The 24,578-nt window shown below is 67.5% G+C and carries 23 protein-coding genes; 10 read left to right on the top strand and 13 right to left on the bottom strand.

The window, feature by feature from the left end; genetic code table 11:
* Positions 1–6 precede the first annotated feature (6 nt).
* A complete protein-coding gene (locus ACFC1K_RS00910; protein WP_375870046.1) occupies positions 7–306 on the top strand; it encodes a hypothetical protein in 300 nt (99 codons plus the stop codon).
* Positions 307–367: 61 nt separating this feature from the next.
* Here the strand turns inward: ACFC1K_RS00910 and ACFC1K_RS00915 are convergent, their stop codons facing one another.
* On the bottom strand, positions 368–829 hold the full coding sequence (locus ACFC1K_RS00915) for a GNAT family N-acetyltransferase (protein ID WP_375870047.1): 462 nt from the start codon (positions 827–829) through the stop codon (positions 368–370).
* 175 nt (positions 830–1,004) lie between these two features.
* Here ACFC1K_RS00915 and ACFC1K_RS00920 point away from each other — a divergent pair, with 175 nt between their 5' ends.
* Positions 1,005–1,688 carry a phosphatase PAP2 family protein gene (locus ACFC1K_RS00920; protein WP_375870048.1) on the top strand — a complete coding sequence of 228 codons (684 nt, stop codon included), beginning with the start codon at positions 1,005–1,007 and terminating at the stop codon, positions 1,686–1,688.
* A 227-nt stretch (positions 1,689–1,915) separates the two neighbouring features.
* Entirely contained in the window at positions 1,916–2,737 is an 822-nt protein-coding gene (locus ACFC1K_RS00925; RefSeq protein WP_375870049.1) for an MIP/aquaporin family protein, read from the top strand.
* A 51-nt stretch (positions 2,738–2,788) separates the two neighbouring features.
* Here ACFC1K_RS00925 and ACFC1K_RS00930 read toward each other — a convergent pair whose 3' ends face one another.
* On the bottom strand, positions 2,789–5,689 hold the full coding sequence (locus ACFC1K_RS00930; RefSeq protein ID WP_375870050.1) for an HAD-IC family P-type ATPase: 2,901 nt from the start codon (positions 5,687–5,689) through the stop codon (positions 2,789–2,791).
* Positions 5,690–5,776: 87 nt separating this feature from the next.
* Between ACFC1K_RS00930 and ACFC1K_RS00935 the strand changes: the two genes are divergently transcribed.
* Together ACFC1K_RS00935 and ACFC1K_RS00940 are read left to right on the top strand one after the other, a co-directional pair.
* A complete protein-coding gene (locus ACFC1K_RS00935; protein WP_375870051.1) occupies positions 5,777–6,688 on the top strand; it encodes an ABC transporter ATP-binding protein in 912 nt (303 codons plus the stop codon).
* A gap of 1 nt (position 6,689) precedes the next feature.
* Positions 6,690–7,430: an ABC transporter permease gene (locus tag ACFC1K_RS00940; RefSeq protein WP_375870052.1), complete on the top strand. Its 741-nt coding sequence runs from the start codon at positions 6,690–6,692 to the stop codon at positions 7,428–7,430.
* Between the two features lies 1 nt (position 7,431).
* Here ACFC1K_RS00940 and ACFC1K_RS00945 read toward each other — a convergent pair whose 3' ends face one another.
* From ACFC1K_RS00945 to ACFC1K_RS00965, 5 genes are all read right to left on the bottom strand, one after another.
* Positions 7,432–7,812 carry a RidA family protein gene (locus tag ACFC1K_RS00945; RefSeq protein ID WP_375870053.1) on the bottom strand — a complete coding sequence of 127 codons (381 nt, stop codon included), beginning with the start codon at positions 7,810–7,812 and terminating at the stop codon, positions 7,432–7,434.
* 87 nt (positions 7,813–7,899) lie between these two features.
* A complete protein-coding gene (locus tag ACFC1K_RS00950) occupies positions 7,900–8,952 on the bottom strand; it encodes an AI-2E family transporter (RefSeq protein WP_310287387.1) in 1,053 nt (350 codons plus the stop codon).
* A 185-nt stretch (positions 8,953–9,137) separates the two neighbouring features.
* Complete coding sequence (locus ACFC1K_RS00955) at positions 9,138–9,770, bottom strand: SemiSWEET family sugar transporter (protein ID WP_375870054.1); 633 nt, start codon at positions 9,768–9,770, stop codon at positions 9,138–9,140.
* Between the two features lie 27 nt (positions 9,771–9,797).
* Positions 9,798–10,604, bottom strand: a complete 807-nt coding sequence (locus ACFC1K_RS00960) for an LLM class F420-dependent oxidoreductase (protein ID WP_375870055.1) — start codon at positions 10,602–10,604, stop codon at positions 9,798–9,800.
* Entirely contained in the window at positions 10,601–11,527 is a 927-nt protein-coding gene (locus ACFC1K_RS00965; protein WP_310287380.1) for a helix-turn-helix transcriptional regulator, read from the bottom strand. Before ACFC1K_RS00965 ends, ACFC1K_RS00960 begins: the two co-directional genes overlap by 4 nt.
* 101 nt (positions 11,528–11,628) lie before the next feature.
* On the opposite strand from ACFC1K_RS00965, the gene ACFC1K_RS00970 reads away from it, so the two are divergent.
* Positions 11,629–12,066 carry a cyclophilin-like fold protein gene (locus ACFC1K_RS00970; protein WP_375870056.1) on the top strand — a complete coding sequence of 146 codons (438 nt, stop codon included), beginning with the start codon at positions 11,629–11,631 and terminating at the stop codon, positions 12,064–12,066.
* On the opposite strand, the gene ppk2 is transcribed toward ACFC1K_RS00970, so the two are convergent.
* The gene (gene ppk2, locus ACFC1K_RS00975) at positions 12,059–12,892 is read right to left on the bottom strand and encodes a polyphosphate kinase 2 (protein ID WP_310287378.1); all 834 of its coding nucleotides are present in this window, start codon (positions 12,890–12,892) and stop codon (positions 12,059–12,061) included. The two genes, ACFC1K_RS00970 and ppk2, sit on opposite strands and share 8 nt — an antisense overlap.
* A gap of 259 nt (positions 12,893–13,151) precedes the next feature.
* Between ppk2 and ACFC1K_RS00980 the strand changes: the two genes are divergently transcribed.
* Positions 13,152–14,723, top strand: a complete 1,572-nt coding sequence (locus ACFC1K_RS00980; protein ID WP_375870057.1) for a molybdopterin-dependent oxidoreductase — start codon at positions 13,152–13,154, stop codon at positions 14,721–14,723.
* Positions 14,724–14,739: 16 nt separating this feature from the next.
* On the opposite strand, the gene ACFC1K_RS00985 is transcribed toward ACFC1K_RS00980, so the two are convergent.
* The gene (locus tag ACFC1K_RS00985) at positions 14,740–15,768 is read right to left on the bottom strand and encodes a magnesium and cobalt transport protein CorA (RefSeq protein ID WP_375870058.1); all 1,029 of its coding nucleotides are present in this window, start codon (positions 15,766–15,768) and stop codon (positions 14,740–14,742) included.
* Between the two features lie 104 nt (positions 15,769–15,872).
* On the opposite strand from ACFC1K_RS00985, the gene ACFC1K_RS00990 reads away from it, so the two are divergent.
* Positions 15,873–16,445 carry a YdeI family protein gene (locus ACFC1K_RS00990; protein WP_375870059.1) on the top strand — a complete coding sequence of 191 codons (573 nt, stop codon included), beginning with the start codon at positions 15,873–15,875 and terminating at the stop codon, positions 16,443–16,445.
* Positions 16,446–16,496: 51 nt separating this feature from the next.
* On the opposite strand, the gene ACFC1K_RS00995 is transcribed toward ACFC1K_RS00990, so the two are convergent.
* Positions 16,497–17,438, bottom strand: coding sequence for a diacylglycerol kinase family protein (locus ACFC1K_RS00995; protein ID WP_310287366.1), 942 nt, complete (start codon positions 17,436–17,438; stop codon positions 16,497–16,499).
* A 784-nt stretch (positions 17,439–18,222) separates the two neighbouring features.
* Here ACFC1K_RS00995 and ACFC1K_RS01000 point away from each other — a divergent pair.
* Positions 18,223–18,636, top strand: coding sequence for a hypothetical protein (locus tag ACFC1K_RS01000; protein WP_375870060.1), 414 nt, complete (start codon positions 18,223–18,225; stop codon positions 18,634–18,636).
* 248 nt (positions 18,637–18,884) lie between these two features.
* On the opposite strand, the gene ACFC1K_RS01005 is transcribed toward ACFC1K_RS01000, so the two are convergent.
* The 3 genes from ACFC1K_RS01005 to ACFC1K_RS01015 all read right to left on the bottom strand — a co-directional run bounded on the left by ACFC1K_RS01005 (position 18,885) and on the right by ACFC1K_RS01015 (position 22,265).
* Positions 18,885–19,727: a hypothetical protein gene (locus ACFC1K_RS01005; protein WP_375870061.1), complete on the bottom strand. Its 843-nt coding sequence runs from the start codon at positions 19,725–19,727 to the stop codon at positions 18,885–18,887.
* 213 nt (positions 19,728–19,940) lie between these two features.
* Entirely contained in the window at positions 19,941–21,590 is a 1,650-nt protein-coding gene (locus ACFC1K_RS01010; RefSeq protein WP_375870062.1) for a family 43 glycosylhydrolase, read from the bottom strand.
* A 39-nt stretch (positions 21,591–21,629) separates the two neighbouring features.
* A complete protein-coding gene (locus ACFC1K_RS01015; RefSeq protein WP_375870063.1) occupies positions 21,630–22,265 on the bottom strand; it encodes a TetR/AcrR family transcriptional regulator in 636 nt (211 codons plus the stop codon).
* A gap of 94 nt (positions 22,266–22,359) precedes the next feature.
* Here ACFC1K_RS01015 and ACFC1K_RS01020 point away from each other — a divergent pair, with 94 nt between their 5' ends.
* Complete coding sequence (locus ACFC1K_RS01020; protein WP_375870064.1) at positions 22,360–24,531, top strand: glycoside hydrolase family 3 C-terminal domain-containing protein; 2,172 nt, start codon at positions 22,360–22,362, stop codon at positions 24,529–24,531.
* Positions 24,532–24,578: the final 47 nt, after the last annotated feature.

Below are 24,578 nucleotides of genomic sequence, written 5' to 3' on the forward strand. Positions count from 1 at the left end.
CGGCGCGTGGCCGTTAGCTCCGAAGTTCTGCTGTGCTGCTTTCTCTGGGCCCGCGACGGCGAAGCCGTCGGCCTCTCCGACTACGAGGACCGCGTCCTCGCGCTTGTTCCACGCCACGGTGGCCAGGTCCTCCAGCGGGCCGTGAGCGACGGCGCCGACGGGAGACCGCACGAGGTCCAGCTCTACCGATTCCCCGACACCGGGGCGCTCGACGCCTATCTGGCTGACCCCGATCGTCAGGCGCTCACGGGCGACCGAGACAGGGTCGTTGCGCGTACCGAACTGTTTCCCGTGGCGCTTCGCTGACGACGCATCCGTCGACGGCTGAGGAGCACGTGGGAGTTCACGTCCGGTCTGTCGCTCGGGCTCAGCGATCTCCTGGTCGGGTGGCACGGAGCAGAACGAGGTGCTCGCGGTTCGCTTGCGCGCCAAGAATGGTGGGCAGCCGCGCGATCTCCTCGAATCCGAATGCTGCATGCATCTGCAGGGAGGCGATGTTGTCTTCGTCGGTGAAGTAGTGGACGGTGTCGGCACGCGCCCACACCCACTCGACGCGCACCCGGGTCAGAGCGAGGCCGATGCCCTCGCGGCGGTGGGAAGGATGTACGGCCACTCCACCGAGGTAGTACCCCTCCGGCGCACCGCCTTCGGGCGTCGATTGGTGATGAGTCTTTGCGGCCGCGACGATCTTGCCGTCGACGACTGCGACCACGGCGAGCCGATCATCCAGGTCGTCCAGAACTGCGGCGTCCCAGGCTCGCCTGCCGCAGGCTTCATGGACGGCGTTGATGTCCGCGAGGTCGTCGACTGACGCCGGGCGGATGATCACGTCGTCGAGCGTAGTCTGCGAATGGAGGTGTGTCCGGGGGAAAGCTGACGTACGAGATCAGCGTTCGCGAACCCGCGGAACCCGCCCAATCGCCTGCTTCCCGCGAGTTCGCAAACGCCTGACGCGGCCAGACTCCGACCTACTCCCATCCGTGCGGCGCCACTAGCCTGTGGGCATGCCGTTGCTCCGAGCCGTCGTCCGGCCGGGGCTCGTCGCGATCGCCGTGTTGGCCGCGACTGGGCGGGCGATGCGGCTCCTCGGCGGCGACGACCCGCGCGAGGACCAGGCTGTGCGCGCGCTCCAGTACGCGTTCGGCCACCGGCCAGACGACGGCGATGCCGACGTCACGACTGACCCCGCCGGCCCGACCGGGCCACGCGAGCCGATCGGCCGGGTCACCGCGCCGCTCTCGTGGTACTCCGGCGTGCCGCAGACCATCGCCAACGGGGCGATCTGGTGCGGCGTCACCTGGCTTTTAACGCGCGACCCGCGCTCAGCGGTCGCCCCCGCAGCGGCGCTCGCCTTCGAGACCGCGTGCTTCGTCGCGTCCGCGGCCCTCGTGCGACGACCCCGACCCGGGCGGGTGTGGCGCCCGGAGCAGCCGCACGCGACGTCGTCGTTCCCCTCCGGGCACACGGCGGCTGCCTTCGCGCTCCACGGCACGCTCGCCGACCTGCTCGATCGCCACGGCGCGCGTGGCGCGCGGCTTCTCGGCCCCCTCCTTCGGTACGGGATTCCCGGAGCGATCGCGTTCTCGCGGGTCTACCGCGGCCAGCACCACATCTCGGACACCGTCGCGGGCGCCATCCTGGGACGGTGGACCGCTGCTGTGGTGCGGCAGGAGCTGATCTCGTCGTAGGCGGGCGGTGGTCGGACGCCGGCTGACCGGCTGCGCTTCGGCAGATGCGCAGGTGCCGTCGAGCACCGACAGCTGGGGCGGCAGAGCCGGACCGGCTGGTTCTAGCCCACCACCTCCTGGCGGTGGGGCGAATCGCGGGTCTAGACTGCGGCTCGCGGGGGCTGAGGCGGTCGAGTCCGGCCGCTCGGCGACTGCAGGCGGCGCGGATCTGAGGGGTCGTGAGGCCGGTGATCAAGCAGGACAGCACGGGGTTGACGGGGCGTTTCGAGCGCTGGTTCGAGGTCGAGGTCGTCGATCCGATGGCCGACTTCCAGAATCCGCAGCAGGAGTGGCGGCGACTGTTCGCCGAGGTGCTGGGGACGTTCCTTCTGGTGGTCGTGGCGGCGGGCGGCGGCATGATGTCGCAGGCGTACCCGGGACAGATCAGCCGGGCAGCCGCGGTGGTGGCGCCCGGTCTGATGGTGATGGGGATCATTCTGGCCACGGGCAAGGTCTCGGGTGCGCATCTGAATCCCGCGGTGACCCTCGCGTTCTCGCTGCGCGGCGACTTCCCGTGGCGACGCGTGCCCGGGTACATCATCGCCCAGCTCGCCGGCGCCACCCTCGCCGCTCTGCTGCTTCAGGCCATCCTCGGCGTCTCGGCCACGTACGGCTCCAACTACCCCGCGGCGGAGGCGACCGCTGTCCAGGCCTATTGGATGGAAGCGCTGCTCACCTTCGGGCTCGTGAGCGTGATCCTGGGCACCGCCTCCGGGGCGCAGAACATCGGCGTCACCGGCGCCATCGCCGTCGGCGGATACATCGCGCTCGCGGGCCTGTGGGGCAGCCCCGTCTCGGGCACGTCGATGAACCCCGCCCGGACGTTCGGCCCAGACCTCGCGAGCCTCGACTTCAGCGCCTACTGGGTCTACGTCGCGGGTCCCCTCACGGGCGCGGTCGGCGCGGTGATCGTCGCCTTCGTCCTACGTGGCTACGGCGGTGGTCGCATCGGATCCGAGGCGGCACAGGGCGCCCTCGATACCGAAGTCGGTCGCCCCGACAAGATCTGAAGGCCACCATCGGACGTTCCCATGCCATCTCCCCGCCGGCGCCGACAGAACTCAGTGACCATCCCCCGGGGTCGGCGAGGCGCTGATCGATGAGTCTCTGATGCGGCCGAAGGAGGCCGCTGCCGGCGGCGTCCACAGCAGCACGATGACCGCGGCGGCCACGGCTGCGCTGGCTGCGGAAGTCCAGTCCCAGCGGTCGCTCCCGAGCAGCAACAGCGCGCTGAGCGCGCCCAGGAGTCCGAACCAGACGGTCACCAGCAGGCGGGAGAACCCGCTGCCCCGGCGAAGTCCGGCCGCAGCGCTCAGCACAAGCAATCCGAGCAGGATCAAGCCGGCTCCGGTGAGCGAGAAGACGGGAACTGTCGCAGCATCGGGCGCGTCGTAGCGAGCCAGCAACACGGCCGTTCCCAGCAGCACCGAAAGCAGGGCACCCCCGTAGGCCAGCACGGCGACCACCGTGGTCACGACCAGGGCCCCGCGGGAGCGGTGGGGCGCGGGAGCTGCTCGCACCTCTGACTCGGCCGGCGTGGTCGCTCGGGTCAGGCGGCGATGAGCGTATCGCACGACTTCGATCGCCAGGATCAGCACGATCGCGATTCCGGCGATCACGGGGGCGAGATCCTCGCCCGGGTCGACCAATTCGAAGAACGTCGTCGCCAGCGGAATCGTGAAGACGCCGATCAGAGCGATGAACATCGCTCCGATGATGAGCACCTTGTAGCGATTCAGCGGGCGCGACAAGACCGCCAGCACCCAGATGCCGACGACGGCCAGGATGATCGTCGCGCCGGTGCGCAGCTGCGGCTCACTGACCCCCAGCTCATTCGCGACGAGGGTGTACCAGGTCAGACCGAGCGCGATGACGATCCCGGACGGGATGGCGAAGATCAGCGACCGTCGCAGGAATCCTGGAATGTAGCGCTGCGCGTTCGGCATGAGCGCAAGGAAGAACGCCGGGATCCCGATGGTCAGGCCGTCAGTGATCGACAGCTGCCTCGGCAAGAACGGGAATTCCAGCACGAGCACGCCGAAGATGATCGCCAGCGCCGTGGCGTAGACGGTCTTGTTGAGGAACAGCATCGACACGCGTTCGATGTTGGCGATGGCCTGTCGTCCTTCGGCGACGACGTCCGGCAAGTGTGAGAACTGACCGTCGAGGAGCACCAATCGGGCCACTGCCTTTGTGGCGGCCGATCCTGAGTTCATGGCGATACCGATGTCCGCCGTCTTGATCGCCAGCGCGTCGTTCACTCCGTCGCCCGTCATCGCGACCGTGTGCCCGCGGCTCTGAAGTGCCACCACCATCCGCTTCTTCTGCTCGGGGGTGACCCGTCCGAACACGGTCTCGTGCTCGAGCACGTCGGCCAGGGCGGAGTCGTCGTCGGGGAGCTGCCGGGCATCGAACCCGTCGGGCACGTCGAGCCCCACCTCTCGGGCGATGGCAGCGACGGTGCGCGGGTTGTCGCCGGAGATGATGCGGATGTCGACGCCCTGCCGACGGAAGTACTCCAGGGTCTGCGCGGCATCCGGTCGCACGGTCTCGCGGAATGTCAGCACCATCACAGGCGCGAGGCCAGACGGCAACACTTCCGCCGCGACCTCCCGGTCAGTGAGCACCGCTGCGGACTGCGCCAGCACCAGCGTGCGCCGGCCCGACTCGGCGAGTCGGGTGACAGTTGTGCCGAGCTCGCCGGACGCCGAGGTCGCGGCATCCCCGAAGATCATCTCAGGGGCGCCCATCACCCAGGTGCCCGACTGATCATCGAGCGACACGGCACTCCACTTTCGCGCCGACGAGAACGGGATGTAGCGGGATGCCTCGAGTGAGGGATCCGCGTACACGTCCCGCATCGCCCGCGCCGTCGCATTGGCGTCGGGCGTGGCCGCGTACCATCCCAGGATGTGGTCGGCCGCAGAGAGTGCCGATGGGGAAGCGCCGCTCAGTGGGACCGCGCTGTCGAACGCGATGTCGCCGATGGTGAGCGTTCCGGTCTTGTCGAGGCAGACGACATCCACCCTCGCCAGACCTTCGACGGCCGGAAGCTCGTTGACGAGCACTTGCTTGCCGGCGAGCTTCGCCGCCCCGACGGCGAAGGCGATGCTCGTCATCAGGACGAGACCCAAGGGGATCATCGCGGTCAGCGCTGCGATGGTGTTGACCACCGCCTGCACCCACGAACCCGACGTGAACGCAGTCTGGTAGCCGCCGGCGACCATGATCTGCGCGTTGAAGACAAGCAGCCCGACGGGCCCGATGATCCAGCCCACCCACTTCAACACACGGTTGACCGATGACCGCAGTTCGCTCGAGACCAGTGAGAACCGCTTCGCTTCGCCCGCGAACCGGTTCGCGTAGGAGTCCGCACCGACCTTGTCGACCCGGGCGAAGCCTTCCCCGGCTACGACGATCGACCCCGACAGTGCCTCGTCGTCGGGGCGCTTGTCGACAGCATCCGACTCGCCCGTGAGCATCGACTCGTCGATCTGCAGCGCGCGCGCACCGAGAACGACGGCGTCTGCCGCAACCTGATCGCCGGCACGCAGCACGAGTACGTCATCGACGACGACCTCCGACGGTGGGATGTCCCGCTCGACGCCGTCGCGCAAGACTCGCGCCGACGATGCGTTGAGGAGCGCGAGCCGATCGAGCGCCGCTTTGGCGCGAAACTCCTGCACGCACCCGATGATCGAGTTCGCGAACGCCGCGAAGCCGAACAGCGCATCCTGCCAGCGCCCCACGAGGAATAGGACGAAGAAGCACGCGAACACGATCCCGTTGAAGAGGGTGAACACATTCGCTCGAACGATGTTCCACGCGCTGCGACTCGAATCAGGGCGATAGAGGTTCGTTCGGCCGGCTGCGACTCGCTGCGCAACCTCGGCCTCGGTCAGTCCGGTCGGCTGGGTGTCGAGCTCTACGGGCGGCACGGGTTCAGGGTATCGGCGTTCCACAGCGGCGGCCGAGCAGTCGCGTTCTTTGATGCCTTGGACGCCGAGAGGAAGTGGTCAGCGGCGGAACAGACTGTCAGACTGACTCGCGTGGCGATCATCGAGGTCCGCGGGCTGCGCAAGACCTATGGCTCGACGGTCGCGGTGGACGGGATCGACTTCGAGGTCGATGACGGCGAGATCTTCGGCATCCTGGGTCCGAACGGATCGGGCAAGACCACCACGGTGGAGTGCATCGCCGGTCTCCGCAAACCTGACGCCGGTGCCATCCGGGTGGCCGGGTTCGATCCGGTGAAGAACCGGGACGGCACAACGAAGCTTGTCGGCGTGCAGCTCCAGCAGGCCGGGTTGCCGGCCAAGCAGACCGTGCGCGAAGCGATCTCCCTCTACGCGTCGTTCTACGACGACCCCATCGACGGCGTCGCCCTCGCCGACCGGCTCGGTCTCGGCCCGAAGCTCGATACGCGCTACGGGAACCTGTCCGGGGGCCAGCAGCAGCGCCTCGCCATCGCGCTCGCACTGGTCGGCCGACCCCGGGTCGCGCTTCTCGACGAGCTCAGCACGGGCCTCGACCCGCGGTCCCGTCGCGAGGTGTGGGACATCGTCGACGAGGCCCGAGATGCCGGCACCACCATCGTCCTGGTCACGCATTTCATGGAGGAGGCCCGCCACCTGTGCGACAGGCTCGCGGTGATCGACCAGGGTCGCATCACAGCGCTCGACACCCCCGAGGGTGTGATCGGGGGGATCGGAGCCCCCACCGTGATGAGCTTCGCCACAACGGTGCCGGTGGATACTCCGCTGCTCGAAGCAGTCATGGGCGTCGCAGCCGTACGCAGGCGCGAAGACGGGAGGTTGGAGTTGAGCCTCACGGACGAGGCCGTCCTCCCGGTGCTGCAGGTGCTCGCCGATCGCGGCGTGCATCCTGATCGCCTCCGCATCGTGGACGCCACGCTCGACGACGCCTTCCTCGACCTCACCAGCCGCGAGGGGCAGGAGTGACATGGCCTCGTCAACGCTCGCACTGCTGAAGTCCGAGCTGAGACTGTTCTCGCGCGAGCCCGGCTACATCTTCTGGATCGTCGGTTTCCCGGCAGTTCTGATCGTCGCGCTCGGTTTCGTTCCGGTGCTTCGTGAGCCGTTGGGAGCGGGCGGGGTCAGCTTCCTCGCGCTGTATGTACCCGTCGCTGTGATCTTGGCGATGCTCATGGCGTCGTTGTCGGCGCTGCCGATCGTGCTCGCCTCCTATCGGGAGCAGCGGATCCTGCGTCGCCTCGCCACGACGCCGGTGAAACCACGTACCGCGCTTCAGTCGCAGTATCTGATCTACGGTGCCGCAGCGATCGTGGGCGGTGCCCTGCCGATCCTCCTCGGGTTCTTCGTCTATGGGGTTGAGCTGCCGCGGAATGCGATCGGCTTCATCCTCGTCTACCTGCTGGTGCTCGCGTCCTGCCTGGCTCTCGGCGGACTCGTCGGTGGCGTCGCCCGCACGGCGAAGGTCGCGACGGCGTTCGGGACGGCGCTGCTCTTCCCGATGATGTTCACCGCGGGCGTCTGGTTTCCGGTGCAGGCGATGCCCGGGCTGCTGGGTGACTTTGTGGCGCTGACCCCGCTCGGCGCGGGGGCGCTCGCCCTCGCTGCCACCACGGCAGGCGACTGGCCCAGTCTCAAGGACATCGTCGTCATGGCGGTGTGGACTGCGATACTCGGCACCGCCGCCGTCCGCTTCTTCCGCTGGGAGTAGCTCAGCCCTCGACGTGAGCCGTCATCAGTATCGACACGCGGATGCCGGGCAACTCCGGCCCCAGCCTCCCGACCGCCCGCGCCGGAGGTGTCTGACCCATCACCTGCGCGTACGCCTCATTCATGCCGGCGAAATCCGAGGGGTCCGCGAGCAGCACCGTGACCATCGTCACGTCGTCGAGGGACGATCCACCAGCCTCGAGCACGATCTCGCAGTTTCGAATCGCTTGGCGAGTCTGGTCCTGGATCGATTCCACCAGCTCGCCGGTTCTGGAGTCGATCCCGACCATGCCCGACACCTGAATGGTCGAGCCGGCCCGGATGCCCTGACTGAAGAGCGGGGAACTCGGGGCGTCATCCGTCGCGATGATCACTCTCGCCATGCCGCGAAGCATACGCTCGCTGCTGCCGTGTGTCCCACGGCGGCCTGAACGCTCGCCGCGCACTCTGCCATGCGACCGTTGACGTTGTCACCGTTCGTTCTGCCGGGGGATGACGACCTGCCGGTAGATGATCAGGATGCTGGCCGCGATCGGGATCGCGACTAGCGCGCCGAGGATTCCCAGCAGCGCCCCGCCGGCGAGTGCGGCGATGACGACGACAGCGCCCGGCACGGATACGGCACGGTTCATGATGCGCGGGGAGATCACGTAGGCCTCGATCTGCATGTAGACGAGGTAGTAGATCGCCGCGATGATCCCGGTCGTCGGTGAACCGAGACCGGGCAGGAAGCAGACGCCCACGATCAGCACGGAGCCGGTCAGGGTTCCTACGAGCGGGATGATCGAGAAGACGAACGCGATGACGGCCAGCACCGCGGGGAACGGCGCACCGATGATGGTGAGGAAGATCGCGCTGAGCACGCCGTTGATCACGCCGAGGCTCACCTGTCCCATGACGAAGTAGCCGACGGAGTCGGTGATCTGCTCGCTCAACTCCGTGAAGCGCGCCCGCTTCGACGCAGGAACCAGCTGGAACACCGCCCTCTTGAGGTTCGGCACGGCCGCGGTGAAGTAGATCGTCAGGATGACGACGATGAACGCCCCGGTGAGTCCGCCCAGGATGGTGGCCCCCACGGCGATGAGCCCCCCTCCGATGGACGCATAGTCCAGCGAACCCAGCCAGTCCTGCACGTACTTCGTGATCTCTTGCAGATCCACACCGGGAAACACGCTCGTGATCCACCCTTCGAGGCCATCTACGAGGGCACCGGACTGGACACCCTTCGTGATCGCCTTGACGAGCTGCCCGATCTGCTGGGAGATGATCGGCACGATCAGGAGCATCACCCCGGCCAGGAGGATGAGCACGGCCAGCAGCGTGACGAGAACAGCAACCCATCGGCGCAGTCCCCGCCCCTGCAGCCACGTGACGACGGGATCCAACCCCAACGAGAGGAACAGCGCGGTGCCCACGTACAGGAGGATCGTGGAAAGCGTCTGGATCCCCCCGATCACGAAGAGCCCCACTCCCACACCGAGCGTCGCGATCAGCGCCGTGCGAAAAGGCTGCTGGAGCTTCATGTCGTCCTCCTCAGTCCCTCGCCCGAGTCGACAGTATGTCGACGGCGTCGACCTCGCCCGGGATGGCAATCGCCTCCGATCAGGCGTATAAGGCGTGCACGACCACGAGACCGAGGTGAACGAACAGGATCGAGATCAGAGGCGCCACAGGACCATGCATGCGGGTCCAGCCGCAGTGGGCGGGACTACTCCCGTTGAGGCGAGCGCCGGGCTGCCTGGCGGGACGGTATGGGCGGGAGCCCGAGGACGCGGGCGGTGTACCAGGCGAGGTTGAAGAGGGCGATGATGCCGGTGGTGGTTGCGGCGATGATGGTGCCGGTGTCGGGCACGAGCAGCGCCCAGGCCAGCCAGATCACCTGGTTGACGACGGCGAGGATGAGGAACAGGACGGAGACCCCGTCGACGTGCCGATCGCGGACGAGCGCGACGCTCTGACCGGCGTTGGCGAGAACGGCGGGAATGATGGCGACTGCTCCGTAGGCTCCTGAGCCGAAGAGCTGATCGATGAGGACCATGAGAGCGGCCAGCCCGAGCCCCGGAGCCAGGGTCAGCAGGAAGCTCCGCTTCAGCTGCCTCGACATCAGGTACAGGATCGGCACCGTCGACAGCAGCGAGAGGGCGCTTGCGACGACTTGCGAGGCCTGGCCGATGGCGATGCCGTGCGCGGTCCAGCCGAGGTTGACGGCAAGGAACGCCTGCCAGGCGGGAAGGGAGAGCCCCTCCACGTTGCGGGTGCGTGCCAATCGCACCAGCTGTGGAAGGCCGAGGACGACTGCCGTGACGGTTCCCGCCCACCCCAGGATCTCGGTCTCCGTCATCGCCGCGGTCTCACACCGTCGCCGCCATCACGGGTTCTTCTGGTCCCGCCAGGCCAGCCAGTCCGGGACGACGGCCAGGTCGTAGTCGGGACCGGATAGCCCGACGGTGAACAGCGTCGCCCCCATCGCGTGGAACCGATCGGCGTCTGCGGTGGTCCGGTGGGCAATGGAGTCGAGAACCCCGACCGAGATCTCGATCTCCGACATGTCGCGGCCGACCGCGCGTGCGTGGTCGGCGAGCACCACGAGCTTCCGCTCCATCGTCGGGATGTCGCTGTAGCTGTGCCAGATGTCGGCATGGGTGGCGACGATGCGCAGCGTCTTCTTCTCACCGGCTCCGCCGATGAGAATCGGGATCTTCCGGGTGGGCGGCGGGTTGAGCGTGCCCCAGCGGTCCTCGATGACGGGGAGGTCCCGCGCGAGGGCGTCCAGCCGCCGCCCGACGGTGCCGAACTCGTACCCGTACTCGTCGTAGTCGCGTTCGAACCAGCCCGAGCCGGTCCCGAAGATGAAGCGGCCCCGGCCCGTCCCGTGGGCGCTGATCCGGTCGATCGTTCGCGCCATGTCAGCCTGCAGGCTCGCGTTGCGGTAGCCGTTGCAGTTCACCAGCGCACCCAGCTCCACGCGTCGGGTCTGCTCGGCCAGCGCGGCGAGCATCGTCCACGACTCGAAGTGCGCCCCGTCGGGGTCGCCGGTGAGCGGGAAGAAGTGGTCCCAGTTGAACAGGATGTCCACGCCGAGTTCTTCAAGTTCGGCGGCCCGATCGCGGATCAACTCGTAGGTCGCGTGCTGCGGCTGCAACTGCACCGCGATGCGCACGGGTCTGGCGGTCATGGCGTTTCGCCGGCCTTCCTGCTCGTCGGTTCGGGAGCGGACTGCTCCGGATGCTGCGCCGCCGGCGCGGCAGGTGAGGCCCAGCTGCCCAGAAGCTGCAGCGCCTCGTGATCGGCTGAGCCCGGTTCGGCGGTCAGCACGGTGAGCTGGACGCCGGCCTCTCCCACGAGGTCCAGGCCATTGAAGTGGAGGGTGAGGTCGCCGACCGCATGGTGGTGGAACCGCTTCACGCCGGACTGGTGCTCCCACACATCATGGCGCCCCCATAGTGTTCGGAAATGGTCGCTGCGGGTTGAGAGCTCGCCGACGAGATCGTGCAACGGCTTGCTGTGCGGGTCACGCCCCGCCTCGGTACGCAGCTGCGCGACGTTGATGCCGGCGATCGCCTCCCAGTCCGGGTAGAACCGGCGGGCGACGGGCTCGAGGAAGATGAACCGGGCGAAGTTCGGCGGCGTGGTCGTCGAGGTCGCCAGCATCTCATCCATCAGCCCAGCGGCCAGCGGGTTCCACGCCAGCAGGTCGGTCCGGCCGTTCCCGACCATCGCCACCGCGGACTGCATCGAGTCGAGGAACCACTGGATGCTCGGCGACGGCCGCCACACCGGTGCCGGCTTTCCGCTTCTGCGGCTGGCGGCTGTGGTCCCCGCCGCCTGATGGGCGAGGCGGTACAGGTACTCGCGCTCGGCGTCGTCCATCTGCAACGCCTTCGCCACCCCGTCCAGCACCGCCTCGGAGGCGCCGGCGATGCCTCCCCGCTCCAGCCGCGCGTAGTACTCGACGCTCACCCCGGCGAGCGCGGCGGCCTCACCGCGACGCAGACCCGGCACCCGGCGGTCGCCGCCGCGCGCGAAGCCGACGTCCTCGGGCTCCACTCGTGCGCGTCGCGACATCAGGAAGTCGCGGACCTCGGAACGGTTGTCCATGCACACAGGCTAGGTCGCCCCGCCACCGTGCTGGGATGCCCTGCCAGGGCACGTCAAGCCCGGGACTCCCACCGAAGTACGAGAAACCGTTGGCTGGTGACATGCCACAGCTCTCACTCCTCAAGCTGGCGCCGCAACGACTGCTCAACAGCGTCGTCGCCGCGCTGCTGCTGCTCACGGCGCCCGCGCTTTCCCAGGGCAGCCCCTCCCCTGCCCCGCAAGCCGTACTCGCGGTCGACGGCTCCACGACCGCCGCGCAGTTCGCCGCGCAGCTTCCCCTCACCGTGACGTTCCATGACCGGATGGGCACCGCCGTGTTCGCACAGCTGCCGACGTCCCTCGCCCCCGACAGCACAGATCCGATGAACGAGTATCGCGCCGGCGACGTCGCCTACGTCACCTCAGATCAGAGCATCGTGGTCTTCCTCACGGACGGCTCCGCCGTCCCAGATCACGGCCTCATCCTCCTGGGTCACCTGACGCGAGGGCTGGACGACCTCGCCGACTGCCGACAAGACTGCCCCGTCGAACTCAGCTGACCTTCTTGCCGAGTTGGGCGGCTATGTCGGGAACGTAACGGAACTGCTCGATCGGTGGCCGCTCGTAGTCGTCCGCCTTCGGACGGTCGGGGATCGTTATCTTCGGCCGGTCCAGGTGATGGTAGGGAATGCTCTCGAGAAGGTGGCTGATCGCGTTCAAGCGCGCGCTGCGCTTGTCGTCGCTCTCGACGACCCACCACGGCGAACCTGGCGTGTCGGTGGCGGCGAACATGGCGTCTTTCGCGCGGGAGTAGTCCTCCCACCGGCGAATCGACTCCAGGTCCGTCGGCGACAGCTTCCACAGTTTCATCGGATCTTCGCGCCGCGCGAGAAAGCGCGCCTGCTGCTCGTCATCCGAGACCGAGAACCAGTACTTGATCAGGATGATGCCGTCCTCGATGAGGTGCTGCTCCATGACCGGCACCTGCCGCAGGAACCTCTGGTACTGCTCATCCGTGCAGTACCCCATGACCCGCTCCACCCCGGCTCGGTTGTACCAGGACCGGTCCATCAGCACGATCTCACCTTTGGTGGGCAGGTGCTCGATGTACCGCTGGAAGTACCACTGGCCCCTCTCGCGCTTGGACGGCTTGGTGAGCGCGACGACGCGCGTATGCCGGGGATTGAGGTACTCGGTGACCCGTTTGATCGCTCCCCCCTTGCCGGCGGCGTCGCGTCCTTCGAAGATCACGACGACACGCGCGCCCGATTTCGCCACCCATCGCTGCATCTCGACCAACTCGATCTGAAGGCGCTTCAACTCGGCCTTGTACAACCGCTTGGGCGCCTGCCGCACCGACGTCTTCGTACTGCCCTTCTTCGCCACAGCTCCCCCTCCGTTCACCCGGCGTCGATCACCGCGCGTTCTGCCGCGCATCATCCTGCCCGCCGATGTCAACGACGGCCAGGGCTTGCACTGAGCGCCGAGTTGAGGCAGGGCAGCTGATCGCCGCGGTGAGGGTGGTGAGCAGCGGGAGGTTGGATGCTGCCACGGCGGCCGGGTCGGCCGCCTGGTGTCCGATCCGATCGCGGTGGCGCTCCGAACAACCGTCGAGCACACGGCTCGTGAACCGGGGGGTTGCACCGTGACAGAACGACGACCACGCAAGTTCTTCGCACTCGCGGCGCTGGCCGGCGTGGTCAGCGCCGTGGTGTTCCTCGCGGTCTCGGAGCTGGTCGCACTGCTGGTTGCACGGGAGGCCAGCCCGATCCTGGCCGTCGGTTCCTTCGTGATCGACATTGTTCCCCAGCCGCTCAAGGAGCTCGCGATCGCCACCTTCGGCGAGTTCGACAAGATCGCTTTGCTGGCCGGGCTCGGGCTTGGGGTGGTGATCGCCTCCGCGATCGCCGGGGTGCTGCAGTTCCTGCGTCCGCCCCTCGGCGTCGTCGCACTCGGTATCGCGGGGGCGCTCTCGGTCGCGGCGATCGTGACCCGAGCGGGCGTCACTCCGCTCGCATTCCTGCCACCGGTGATCGGAGCGATCGCGGGCTCGATCGTGCTCATCGTGCTGTGTCGGCGCATTCGAGGCTGGCAGCGTTCGACCGCTGGACCGGAGCCCAGCGGTGCGGCGAACGAGAGCCCAGCGGGGATGGATCGGCGCCGGTTCTTCGTCCTTGCCGGTGTCACCGGCGCCGCCGCGGTGATCGTCGGCGTCACCGCGCGAGCGGTGAGCATGGCCACCTCGTCAGTGGAAGCAGTCCGGCGGGCATTGCGCCTGCCCGCGCCGCGTTCGACCGTGACGGTGCCCGTAGGAGCCGAACTCGACATCCCGGGCGTCACTCCCCTGATCACCCCGAACGCGGACTTCTACCGGGTCGACACTGCCCTGACCGTTCCCACCGTGAACCCCGACAGCTGGCGGCTGGTGGTCGACGGCATGGTCGACCGACGGGTCGAGCTCGGCTTCGACCAGCTGCTCGCCATGGGGCTCGACGAGTACGCGATCACGCTGACGTGCGTGTCCAACGTGGTCGGGGGTGACCTCGTCGGGAACGCCATCTGGCTGGGTGTCCCGGTTCGCGACATCCTCCGCCTCGCGGGGCCGCAGTCCGACGCCGACATGGTGCTCTCCCGCAGCATCGACGGATACACGGCCAGCACCCCGCTGTCGGCCCTCACCGACGACGGGCTCGACGCGATCCTCGCCATCGGGATGAACGGCGAGCCGCTGCCACTGGAGCACGGATTCCCCGTCCGGATGGTGGTACCCGGTCTCTACGGCTATGTCTCCGCCACGAAATGGTTGACCGGACTGAAGGTCACCACGTTCGCGCAGGACCAGGCCTACTGGACCCCTCGCGGCTACAGCGAACAAGCACCCATCAAGTTCTCCTCACGAATCGACACCCCCAAGATCGGAAAGACCGTCGCCGCGGGCCGGATCCCGGTCGCCGGCGTCGCGTGGGCGCAATCCGTCGGCATCGAAGCCGTCGAAGTGCGCATCGACGACGGCGACTGGCAGCCCGCGACCCTGTCGACCCCGATCAACACCGACACCTGGGTGCAATGGTTCGTGGAGTGGGATGCCACACCGGGCACCCACTACGTCTCGGTGCGAGCCACCAACAAGAACGGTGAACTGCAACTCGAGGATGCCGCGCCGATCGCACCCAACGGCTCCTCGGGCTGGCAGCGCTCCCTGATCTCGGTCGCCTAGCGACGGCCGAACGCTGTCAGAGCCATCCACGGAGGCGGAAGACGACGTACAGAGCGGCCCCGAATCCCACCATGATGAAGATGGCGAAAGCGAAGCCCCACGGCGAAGACAGCCACGGCATGACCGTGAAGTTCATGCCGTAGATGCCTGCGACCAATGACGGCGCAAAGATGATGGCGGCCCATCCGGAGATCTTCTTCGCCTGTTCGGTCTGCCGCAGGCTCGTCTCCGTAAGCAGTCGCATCTCATCGTTCTGCTGCTGCGCAACCAACGTCGTGTGGGTCATCAAGGCATTCGTGAGCGTCTGACGGAATTCTTCCGTCTTCTCGGTGATGCTCAAGACGTGGTCGAGGACGTCGCGGAAGGAACGCCTCAACTCCAACGCGTGCGGATCATCCCGCAATTCCGACTCGAGATCATGTCGCAGCGTTGTCAGGATGGCCGTCAGCGCTCGAATCGCGCGCTGCAACTCCATGACCTCGCCCGAAAGGTCGTAGATCCGCTTCGTCACCGCGCGATCTCCTGAGAACAGCTGGAACTCGATCTCGTCGATGTCGGCCTGCAGCCCCTTGACCACCGGTTCATACTCGTCCACGACCTGGTCGACGATCGCATACAGCACGCCCAGCGGGCCGCGCTCGAGCAGTTCAGGCGAGCCTTCGAGTCGTGCCCGCACCCGGCGCAGATCGGGTGATTCCGCGTGACGGATCGCAATCATGAAGTTCCCGCCGACGAACAAGTGCACCTCGCCGAACTCGACGGTCTCGTCCTCGTCGATGTACCGAGCCGGGCGCAGCACCACGAATCTGGTGTCGGCATACCGGTCCAGTTTTGCGCGCTGGTGGCCCATCAAGGCGTCTTCGACCGCCAGCTCATGCAGCCGAAACTCCGCCGCCGCGATGCCGAGCTCGCGCTCATCCGGGCGGTAGAGGCCAATCCACGCGAAGCCACCCAGCTCGTCGAGTGCTTGGAGGGTGCCGGCGAGGCTGGCAGGACTCGCCACCCGGCGACCTTCGACGTAGATCGCGTCATCAATCAACGTCACGCCGTCAGTCTCCCACCCGCAAACCGACGTCGGGAGAGCCGAGCATCAGCGGTCATCCCAGCCGACCGTGAACATCGCGGCCGGACGAGAGCTATCCTGCCGCCATGGCCGACCGCGCGACCAAGCCCGAACTGCACGTGGACAGCGTCGCGGACTGGGAAGCCTGGCTCGACTCGGACCCCGACCCGAGCGGAATCCGACTTCGACTGCGGAAGACGACCGCGACCCTACCCGGGATCACGTACGCCGAGGCGCTCGATGTCGCGCTGTGCTTCGGGTGGATCGATGGGCAGAAGCAATCCCTCGACGCCGACTACTTCCTGCAGACCTTCACACCCCGACGACCGCGGAGCATATGGTCGAAGGTCAACATCGGCCACGTGACCCGGCTGATCGAGGAAGGCCGCATGCGTCCCCAGGGTCAGCTCGAGATCGAGCGCGCCAAGGCCGACGGACGATGGGACCGCCCATATCGGCAGCGCGACGGCGACCTCCCGGCGGAGTTGCGGGAGGCCCTGGAGGCGGACCCGAAGATCGCGGAAGCCTTTGCGTCCCAATCGGCGCAGAACCGGTTCGCGATGGCCTTCCGCGTCACCAACCTGAAACGGCCCGCGTCGCGCGCTGCACGCGTCGCCGAGTACGTCGAGATGCTGAAACGGGGCGAAACCCTCCACTGACGATCAGCTGCCGGCGCGGCCGAGCAACGAGGATCCCCTGTGCGGATCTCGTCATCGCACCCTGATCGCGGACGGCTGAACCGTCACGGTGAACTCGCGCGTTTCGCCGAGCTCTTCGCCGTCGACTTCGAGGAGTCGCGGCGAAGGAAGGGTCACCGCGAGTTTCTGGGCCCGCCCACGTTGAAGCGATTCCGAGCCGGACTCTGCGGTCTTCTCGGTCGTGCTCATGAGACGCTTCAGCCCGTCGTCCCACACCATGGTCTTGACCGTGCTCAGCCACTGCGCGAGTCCCTCGGCGCTGAGCACGAGGAAATCGAGTTCGCCATCGGAGGGGTCTGCATCCGGCATGATTTTCAGGCCGCCTTGCAGGGTGCCGCAGTTGCCGACGAGCAGCGTATGCCCCTTCTCGGTCCACGGTTCTCGGCCGTCCGCGGCAATTCCGAAGGACAGAACGTCGCTCCCGGATATTGCTCGTCCGAGCGATTCGACATACGCGAGCCAGCCCGCCCGATCCTTGAGCTGCTCATCGGTCTCGGCGATCATCTGGGCATCGAGCCCGAACCCGACCATCACGACGAACCCGTGTCGCTCGGTGCCACCCTCCGTCGTCACCTCGATCCAACCCACGTCGACCGCCTGGGCCTCACCCTCCAGCGCCCGCCGGAACGCCGCCCGCACATCGTCGATGGGCACGTCCAGGTTTCGGGCGAACAGGTTGCCGGTGCCCAGCGGGATGATCGCCAGCTCGACCTCGGCCATCGATTCAGCCAGGTACTCCGCGACCGCACGGACCGTCCCGTCACCGCCCGCGACGATGAGTACATCAGTCGGAGCCTCCAGAGCGCGCGTGGCGGCTCCCCGACCAGGATCATGTTCCGTCGTCTCGAACCAGCGGACGTCGGCGGTCGGCATCCCGTCGAGCGCGTCGGCGAGCGCCGTCTCGAGAGGTTCCTTGTCTGTTTTCGATGGATTCCAGACGATCGCGATGCGCATCGGTGCCTCTTCTCTCCACGGCGATCGAGCCGGCACCTCCAGGGGTGCATCGGCCGGCGCCATCCTCGTTCGTGCTACTTCGCGCCACCCAGTTCGGCGGCGATGTCGGGAACATCATTGAACTGCTCGACCGGAGGTCGTTCATACTCGTCCGCGTCGGGTCGGTCGGGTATCAAGACGTCGGCCCAGCGCTTCGGTACCCGTTTGACAGACGACCTGGGCGCGCTCCTGTTCGACATCACACCCCCAGAGTCCCCGCCGGATGCCGGTCATCCGCGCCGGCGCTGCTGCCGCAAGTATGCGGTTCGCTCGTGAGCTCCGTCGATCCGTGGCGCACACAATCCCGGAGGCATAAGATACGCGCCGCACACCCCAGGCGGAACATCGCCGGTGCGGAGCCCATCCCTCTACGGGCATCGGCACGATCAGGGGCGAAGGTCGCGCGATGCAACGGCGGCCGATGGGGGACGGAGTCAGTCACCTGTGCCCGCCGGTGATCCTACGAGGGTCGTGCGTCGGGGTTCGAGTTCAACGTCGGCGGTTCGAGGAGCGGTGATCTTGCATCCCGATCCCGACTCATGTGCCGTCGTTCGCTTCTTGGCGTGATGTCGTCCGTCATCGCGTTTCGCAATTCCGTAAGGCGATCGTCGACCGCCTTTCCAGCGAGAATGCGAGCGCGTCCGGATGCCTTGTGCCATTTTGTGATCGCTGGCCATAGCTGGCGCGCAGGGGCCTTGACGCGTGATGGTGCGACAAGAAAGAGGGCCGTGGAGGCGGCCTGTAGTTGAGCGAGCGGTTCATTGAGCGCATTACCGCGTGCATTGCCGCTGACCCGGAGCTTGTCCGCCGCACGAAGGAAGTCGACGTAGGCGGTGCGACGGACGTCTCGGAACTGTCCGCGCTCGCGGTGCCGCCGCTCGATCTGGGCAACGACGACTCCGGCGATGATCGCCAAACACGCGACGAGCGTAGCCCCGACGGTGGACCAGAAATTGGTGACCTCAGCGGCGGTCCAACCCGAACTAGGCACACCGAACCCGCTCAGGACGGAAAGTGGATGACGACTTGTCGGCAGCCGTTCACAACGGCGCCAGCGAAGACGATCACTCCAGCGCTGAAGAACCAGCGTGCTGCGAGTCTGCGCATCATGTCCCCATTCCCCAGAAAGCGCATGAGCGGCGAGATGAGCACAAGCTAGCGCCATCGACGGCGCCAGTAAAGAGGGCTCCCCGCCTGCATCCCGCAGCGACCGCGCAAGACGGACGAGCTGAACCGGCTCGTCTCGGAGGGGCAGATCTCGGCAGATGCTCTGCACGTCATCACCGGCGTCCCCGTCGACAGCATGCGTGCGTTGCTCGCCTGGCCATCCGTGGTCCGGGAAGGCTGGCGTCCCACGATCGCCCGGCCATCGGCGGCGACCCGCCTCTTGGTCGTGGTTCGAGGAGGTCATCGGGCCCAGATCGAGACCAGTGAAGCGATGAAGGTGGGAAGCGTCGCGAGCATTGCGACCGCGAGCAGGATCCGTCCGATCAGGACCCCTATCCCCGATGCGCGGGCTGCAAGCAACGCCGGCAGCAGGCGGGGGAATGCCAGTGCGACGAGTCCGGCAAGAGCGAGCAGGATCCCGAGCGGCCACAGCACGACAGCCGGGAGCAGCGGCACCGTCGTCGCCGGCCAGTTGCGTCGCGACATGAGCGGAAGGCTCCGACTCAATCGCCCCGCGACTGCAGCGAGGAACGCGCCCTGCAGCACGGCGAGCCCGGCGAAGAGGAGCACCGCGAGCCATCCAGGTCCGACGATATCGAAGTCGATGTTGTCAGCGCGCAGGGGATCGATGAAGGGCGACACGGTGACGAGCAGCAGAACACCAAAACTGGTGCCGCGCAGTCGGCCCGGAGCAAGCCACGGTTCCACGAGTAGGTACAGTGCGGTCGATGCGAACGCGAACGGTATCGCGCCGAAGAGAAGGTAGCCGAGCGTGCCTTCCAGCGTGATGAACCCGACGAGCTCCCCCGCTTCCGTGAGCCGCCCCCTGGCTTGCGGTGAGGTGACAGCCAGCAGCCGCATCACAAGCCGCCCGCCCGCGCCGGTCACGAGAATGCTCGAGGCCGTGGCCGCGACCAGGAAGACAGACACCCACCACACGTAGTGGCGCAAGCCGGCGCGATGAAACCGCAGGGGTGCGTCCGACCCGGGAAACTGCGGCACGGTGAGCCGCTCGCCATTCCACAGGATCGCGAGCACCACCCCCGTGATCAGCAACGCCCCGCACACGATCACCAGGAACATCTGACCCCGCTTCAGACGCAGGAAACAGCTATCGCGAAGCTACTACCGCGCGCCCCGCCCGCGGTAGAGCACTCGCGCACGCCCTTACGCCGTAGGCTGCGGCCGACCACAGCAAGACCGATCCGCGTGCGGTCTCCGCGTGGAGAAGCCGCACCCGCGCTCGGAGGCGAGCCGTCAGCGTCCCACAAGCGCTTCGACTCGCCATGTCCGGTCCTAGGTTGTCGGCATCCGGTCTGGGGCTGTCGGCGTCTGGTCGAACGCGAACTCGACGAACTCGCCTGTCGTTTGAGCGCAGTGGAAGACGAAGTAGAGGGCATGCCGGCCGGAGACTGCCGCCGTCCGGGCCGTGGACGTCGTGGCGCCGGGGGTTGTCGGCGCTAGTGGGATGTCGGCGATCATCGGTCCGTCGCTCGCGTCGAGGCGCACCTCCACGCGGCCGCCGCCGGTTCGTCGCGTCAGCACGCTCACGGTCGCAGCTCGAGCGTCGGAACCGAAGTCGAGGTGTTTCACGCCGATGATCGCACCCGCCGTGAGGTTGGTGACGACCTGGGCGACGCGGAGTCCGGACTGGCCGTCGACGAGCCCGTCCGCGGCCTCCACCTGTGTGATGTACGGCGCCGATTTCCGCGCGGGGCGCCGTCCGTTCGCGTCGGTCAGGACGCATGCCATGGCGGCGGGCCACCGATGGAAGGCCGGGAGTGCGTCCTTCGAGAATCCGAGGCTCGTGTACTCGGCGTGCTGGAACCCGCCGTCTTCGGTGGGGGTGAGGGCGACAGCGGTGGCCTGGCGGCTGCCCTGCGTGCGGCCGGTCTGACGGTGGTAGAGCAGGTACCACGTGCCGTAGATCTCGATCATGCCGCCGTGCGTGTTGCCCACCTTGTCGGTCGGGCGCTTCTGGCCGTTGTGGCGGACATTGCCGAGCGAGACGAGGATGCCGCCGTACTCGAACGGGCCGCGCGGGTCGGTCGCGGTGGCGTAGCACATAGCGTTCGTCGCGCGTGGCCCGACTGCGTAGTAGACCAGCACGTACCGGCCGTCGATCTTGCGGATGCTGGGGCCGTTCGCCATGCCCATGCCCCGCGTCCGGATCAGGCCGGGCCAGGTCGACGGCACCATAATGCTCGGCACGAGAACGCGCGAGGCGTATTCCCCCGTCGCGGCATCCCGGATCACGGTGCGCATGTCACGGGGGTCCAGCTCGACGACGCGGCACGACGCGAGTCCGTAATAGAGGAAGAGTCGCCCCTCGTCGTAGATCACCGAGGGGTCGTACATGAATCGCTTGGCGTTGCGCGGGTGGATGCGCATCCGCTTTCCGGCGGGACGCTCGATGACGGCCACACCGCCGCCGAACGCCATGTCGCCGTCGTCGATGCCGTCCACATCGTCGACCCACCCGGCGGGCTTCTCGCTGTCCGGGAACCGAACGCGGCCGAGGTATTCGAAAGGACCTGCGGGAGAGTCCGCAACGGCGACGCCGATTCCGGATGCCGACAGACCGACGCCGTAGTAGAGGTAGTACCTGCCCTCCACCTCGACGACGTCGGGGGCGAAGAGGTTGTGCAGCAGCGGGTCGGCGGTCCCGGCGGCCATCTGTGCGCCCAGGAAAGGATCCTGGTCGCGACGGAAGATGACTCCTTCGTAGCGCCAGGATGTCAGGTCGTGGACGGATGCCGACCACGTGACGTAGTCGCCCTCGCACATGTTGCCGGTTCCGGCGAGATCGTGCGAGCCGTACAGGTAGACGCGGTCGCCGAACAGCTTCGGCTCGGCATCCGGGATGTACTCATAGCTCGGCAGGATCGGGTTGATCGACGAGGTGTCCGGGCCGTAGCTCACCTCAGTGCGTTCGATGCTGCTCACGATCCTGGTCCTCTCGTCGCATCGGGTGCGACTTCTTACCTACGTCAGCGTAGGTAGTGCGAGCGTAAGCTCCTCTCGAATGCGATGCAAGTCGGCCGTGTGTCCCGGGTGGTGGGCGAACAGGTCGTCGGCGAACGCAGCCCATTGCCCGGTGAAGTCGATCGCGGGGTCGCGCAGCCAGTTGAGCTGCAGGCCGTCCATGAAGGAGTGCACCTCGACCGCCACGTCACGGCCTGGCCGACCCATGCCCTCGAGCGCGGTGGCCAGCCAGCCGATCGTGCGCTGCCAGCGATCGATGAAGTACTGATGCGCGGGATGGTCGACGTCGAGCGCCTCCGCGGACAGCACGGCGTACAGCCGGATGATTTCCGGCTGCGACCCGTTGCGGCGCACGATCAGGTCGAGCATCCGGCGCACGTCGCCGCGGTGGATGTCGATCTCCGCCAAGACGGCCTTTGCATCGTTCATGTCCCGAGCGGACAGCACGGCGAGCAGCATCTCTTCCCTCGACACGAAGTGGTGCAGCACCCCCGCGCGGGTGATTCCGCTCGCCCGGGCGAGCTCGGCGATCGTGAACTGCCGGAAGCCCGCTTCCGAGATCAGGCGCGTCGCCTCGGCGATCAACTGCGCACGCCTGCCCTCGGGTGACATCCGCTGCCGGGTCTTGGCCGTCATCCCGACATCCTCCCATTCGACTTGCGAAGTTTTGTTGCTTCTGCCTACTATTCCGTACCTACGCTGATGTAGGTAAGGGTGAGGATAAATGTCGATGAAGACGTCAGTCGAATCCAAGACGTTCGCCACCGCCGTCGAGCGGGTCGCCGAGGGCGGCGAGATCGCCGCCGAGACGGAGTGGCTGCTCTCGCAGCTGACCGATGGCGAGAAGCTGTGGCTGCTGGACGGCGATGCCGAGTTCTGGCCGGGCATGGGCTCGATGATGCAGGAGGGCTACAACGTCCGGCCGATCGAGATGGGACGCATCGACCGCCTGGGGATTCCCGGGCTCCGGTTCAGTGACGGCCCCCGCGGTGCGGTCGTGGGAGCCTCGACGGCGTTTCCCGTGGCGATGGCGCGCGGGGCCACCTGGGACGTCGATCTGGAGGAGCGCATCGGCGTCGCGATCGGGCGCGAACTTCGCGCGCACGGCGCGAACTTCTTCGGCGGCGTGTGCATCAACCTTCCCCGTCACCCGGCGTGGGGCCGCGCGCAGGAGACGTACGGCGAGGACCCGCACCTGCTCGGAGAGTTCGGCGCCGCCCTCGTGCGCGGCATCCATCACCATGCCATGGCCGTCGCGAAGCACTACGCGCTCAACTCGATGGAGAACGCGCGGTTCACCGTCGACGTGCAGGCCGACGACGCGACCCTGCACGAGGTGTTCCTGCCTCACTTCCGCCGGGTGGTGGAGGAGGGCGTCGACGGCATCATGACCTCGTACAACTCCGTCAACGGCGAGTGGGCCGGCCAGAACGAGGTGCTCATGGAGCACATCCTCCGCGGTCAGTGGGGGTTCGAAGGCGTCACGGTGTCGGACTTCATCTTCGGCCTGCGCGACGCGGGCCGCTCGCTCGGTGCCGGGCTCGACGTCGAGGAGCCCTTCCGCCAGCAGCGCGCACAGCACCTGCCGGCAGACCTCGCCGCGGGGCGGGTGAGCTGGGATGATGTGGACCGCGCCGCGCGCCGCATCCTGCGAACGCAGCTGGCGCACCACTCACGGACGCTCGACGACGAGCCGGGTCTCGAGGTGGTGTTCAGCGACGAGCACCGCGCGCTGGCCCGCGAGGCATCTCGCGCCTCCATCGTCCTGCTGCAGAACGAGCCCGTCGCAGGCGTTCCCGTTCTTCCGCTGTCCGCCGACTCGCTCACGTCGGTCGCCCTCATCGGGCGCCTCGCCGACCTGCCCAACACCGGAGACCACGGCTCGTCCGACGTCCGCTCGCCGCAGGTCGTCACGGCTCTCGAAGGCCTCACCGCCGCGCTCCCCGACGCCCGCATCACAAGCGTCACGGACGATGATCCGGATGCCGCCGCCGCTGCGGCGTCATCCGCCGACGTCGCGATCGTCGTGGCCGGATACACCGCCGCAGACGAAGGAGAGTTCCTCGGCGCCGACTCGATGGCCGACGCTGCGCTGCTCTCGCTGTTCCCCCCGCTACCGGAAGGCGCGCCGGCATTCGACCTGTCACAGGCTGCCGGCGCGATGGGCGGTGCGACGGGAGGAGACCGGGCGAGCCTGCGGCTGAGGCCGGTCGATGTGGAGATCATCAAGGCGACGGCAGCCGCCAATCCGCGCACGATCGTCGTCGTCGTGACCGCCGGTGCCGTGATCACGGAGGAGTGGCGGCATGACGTGCCCGCACTGGTCGTGGGCTGGTACAGCGGAGCCGAAGGCGGCCATGCCCTTGCCGACGCACTGACCGGCCGGGCCGATGCGTCCGGACGGCTGCCCTACTCGATTCCGACGAGCGAAGACCACCTCCCCTTCTTCGACCGCGATGCGACAAGCATCGTCTACGACCGCTGGTACGGTCAGCGACTCCTCGACCGCGACGGGCATGCCGCTGCGTTCCCGCTCGGCTTCGGACTGTCGTACACGTCATTCCGGATCCACTCGGTGTCCCCGTCGCCGATCGAGGGCGAGTCCTTCGACGCGATCGTCCGCGTGACGAACACCGGCAGTCGGGCCGGCCGGCACGTCGTCCAGCTCTACGCGACAGTGGACGCCGAAGACTTCCCCGCCCGCGTCCTGCTGGGCTTCTCACCCGTCGAACTCGACGCCGGCGAGACCGCCGAGATCGTCGTGGCCGGCTCGGTCCGGCCTCTCCAGAGGTGGACCGAGGGAGGATTCGTGCCCGCCGCGGCCGTCGCCACCCTCGAGGCCTCGTCGTACTCGGGGGACCCGGCATCCGTCACGGCCCCGCTCCCGCTCTCGCTCCCCTGAGCATCCGACACACCACACCCGAAACACGGCGGCGACTCGACGTCGAG

The organism is Microbacterium sp. NPDC056057, assembly GCF_042266945.1.
GTDB lineage: Bacteria > Actinomycetota > Actinomycetes > Actinomycetales > Microbacteriaceae > Microbacterium > Microbacterium trichothecenolyticum_C.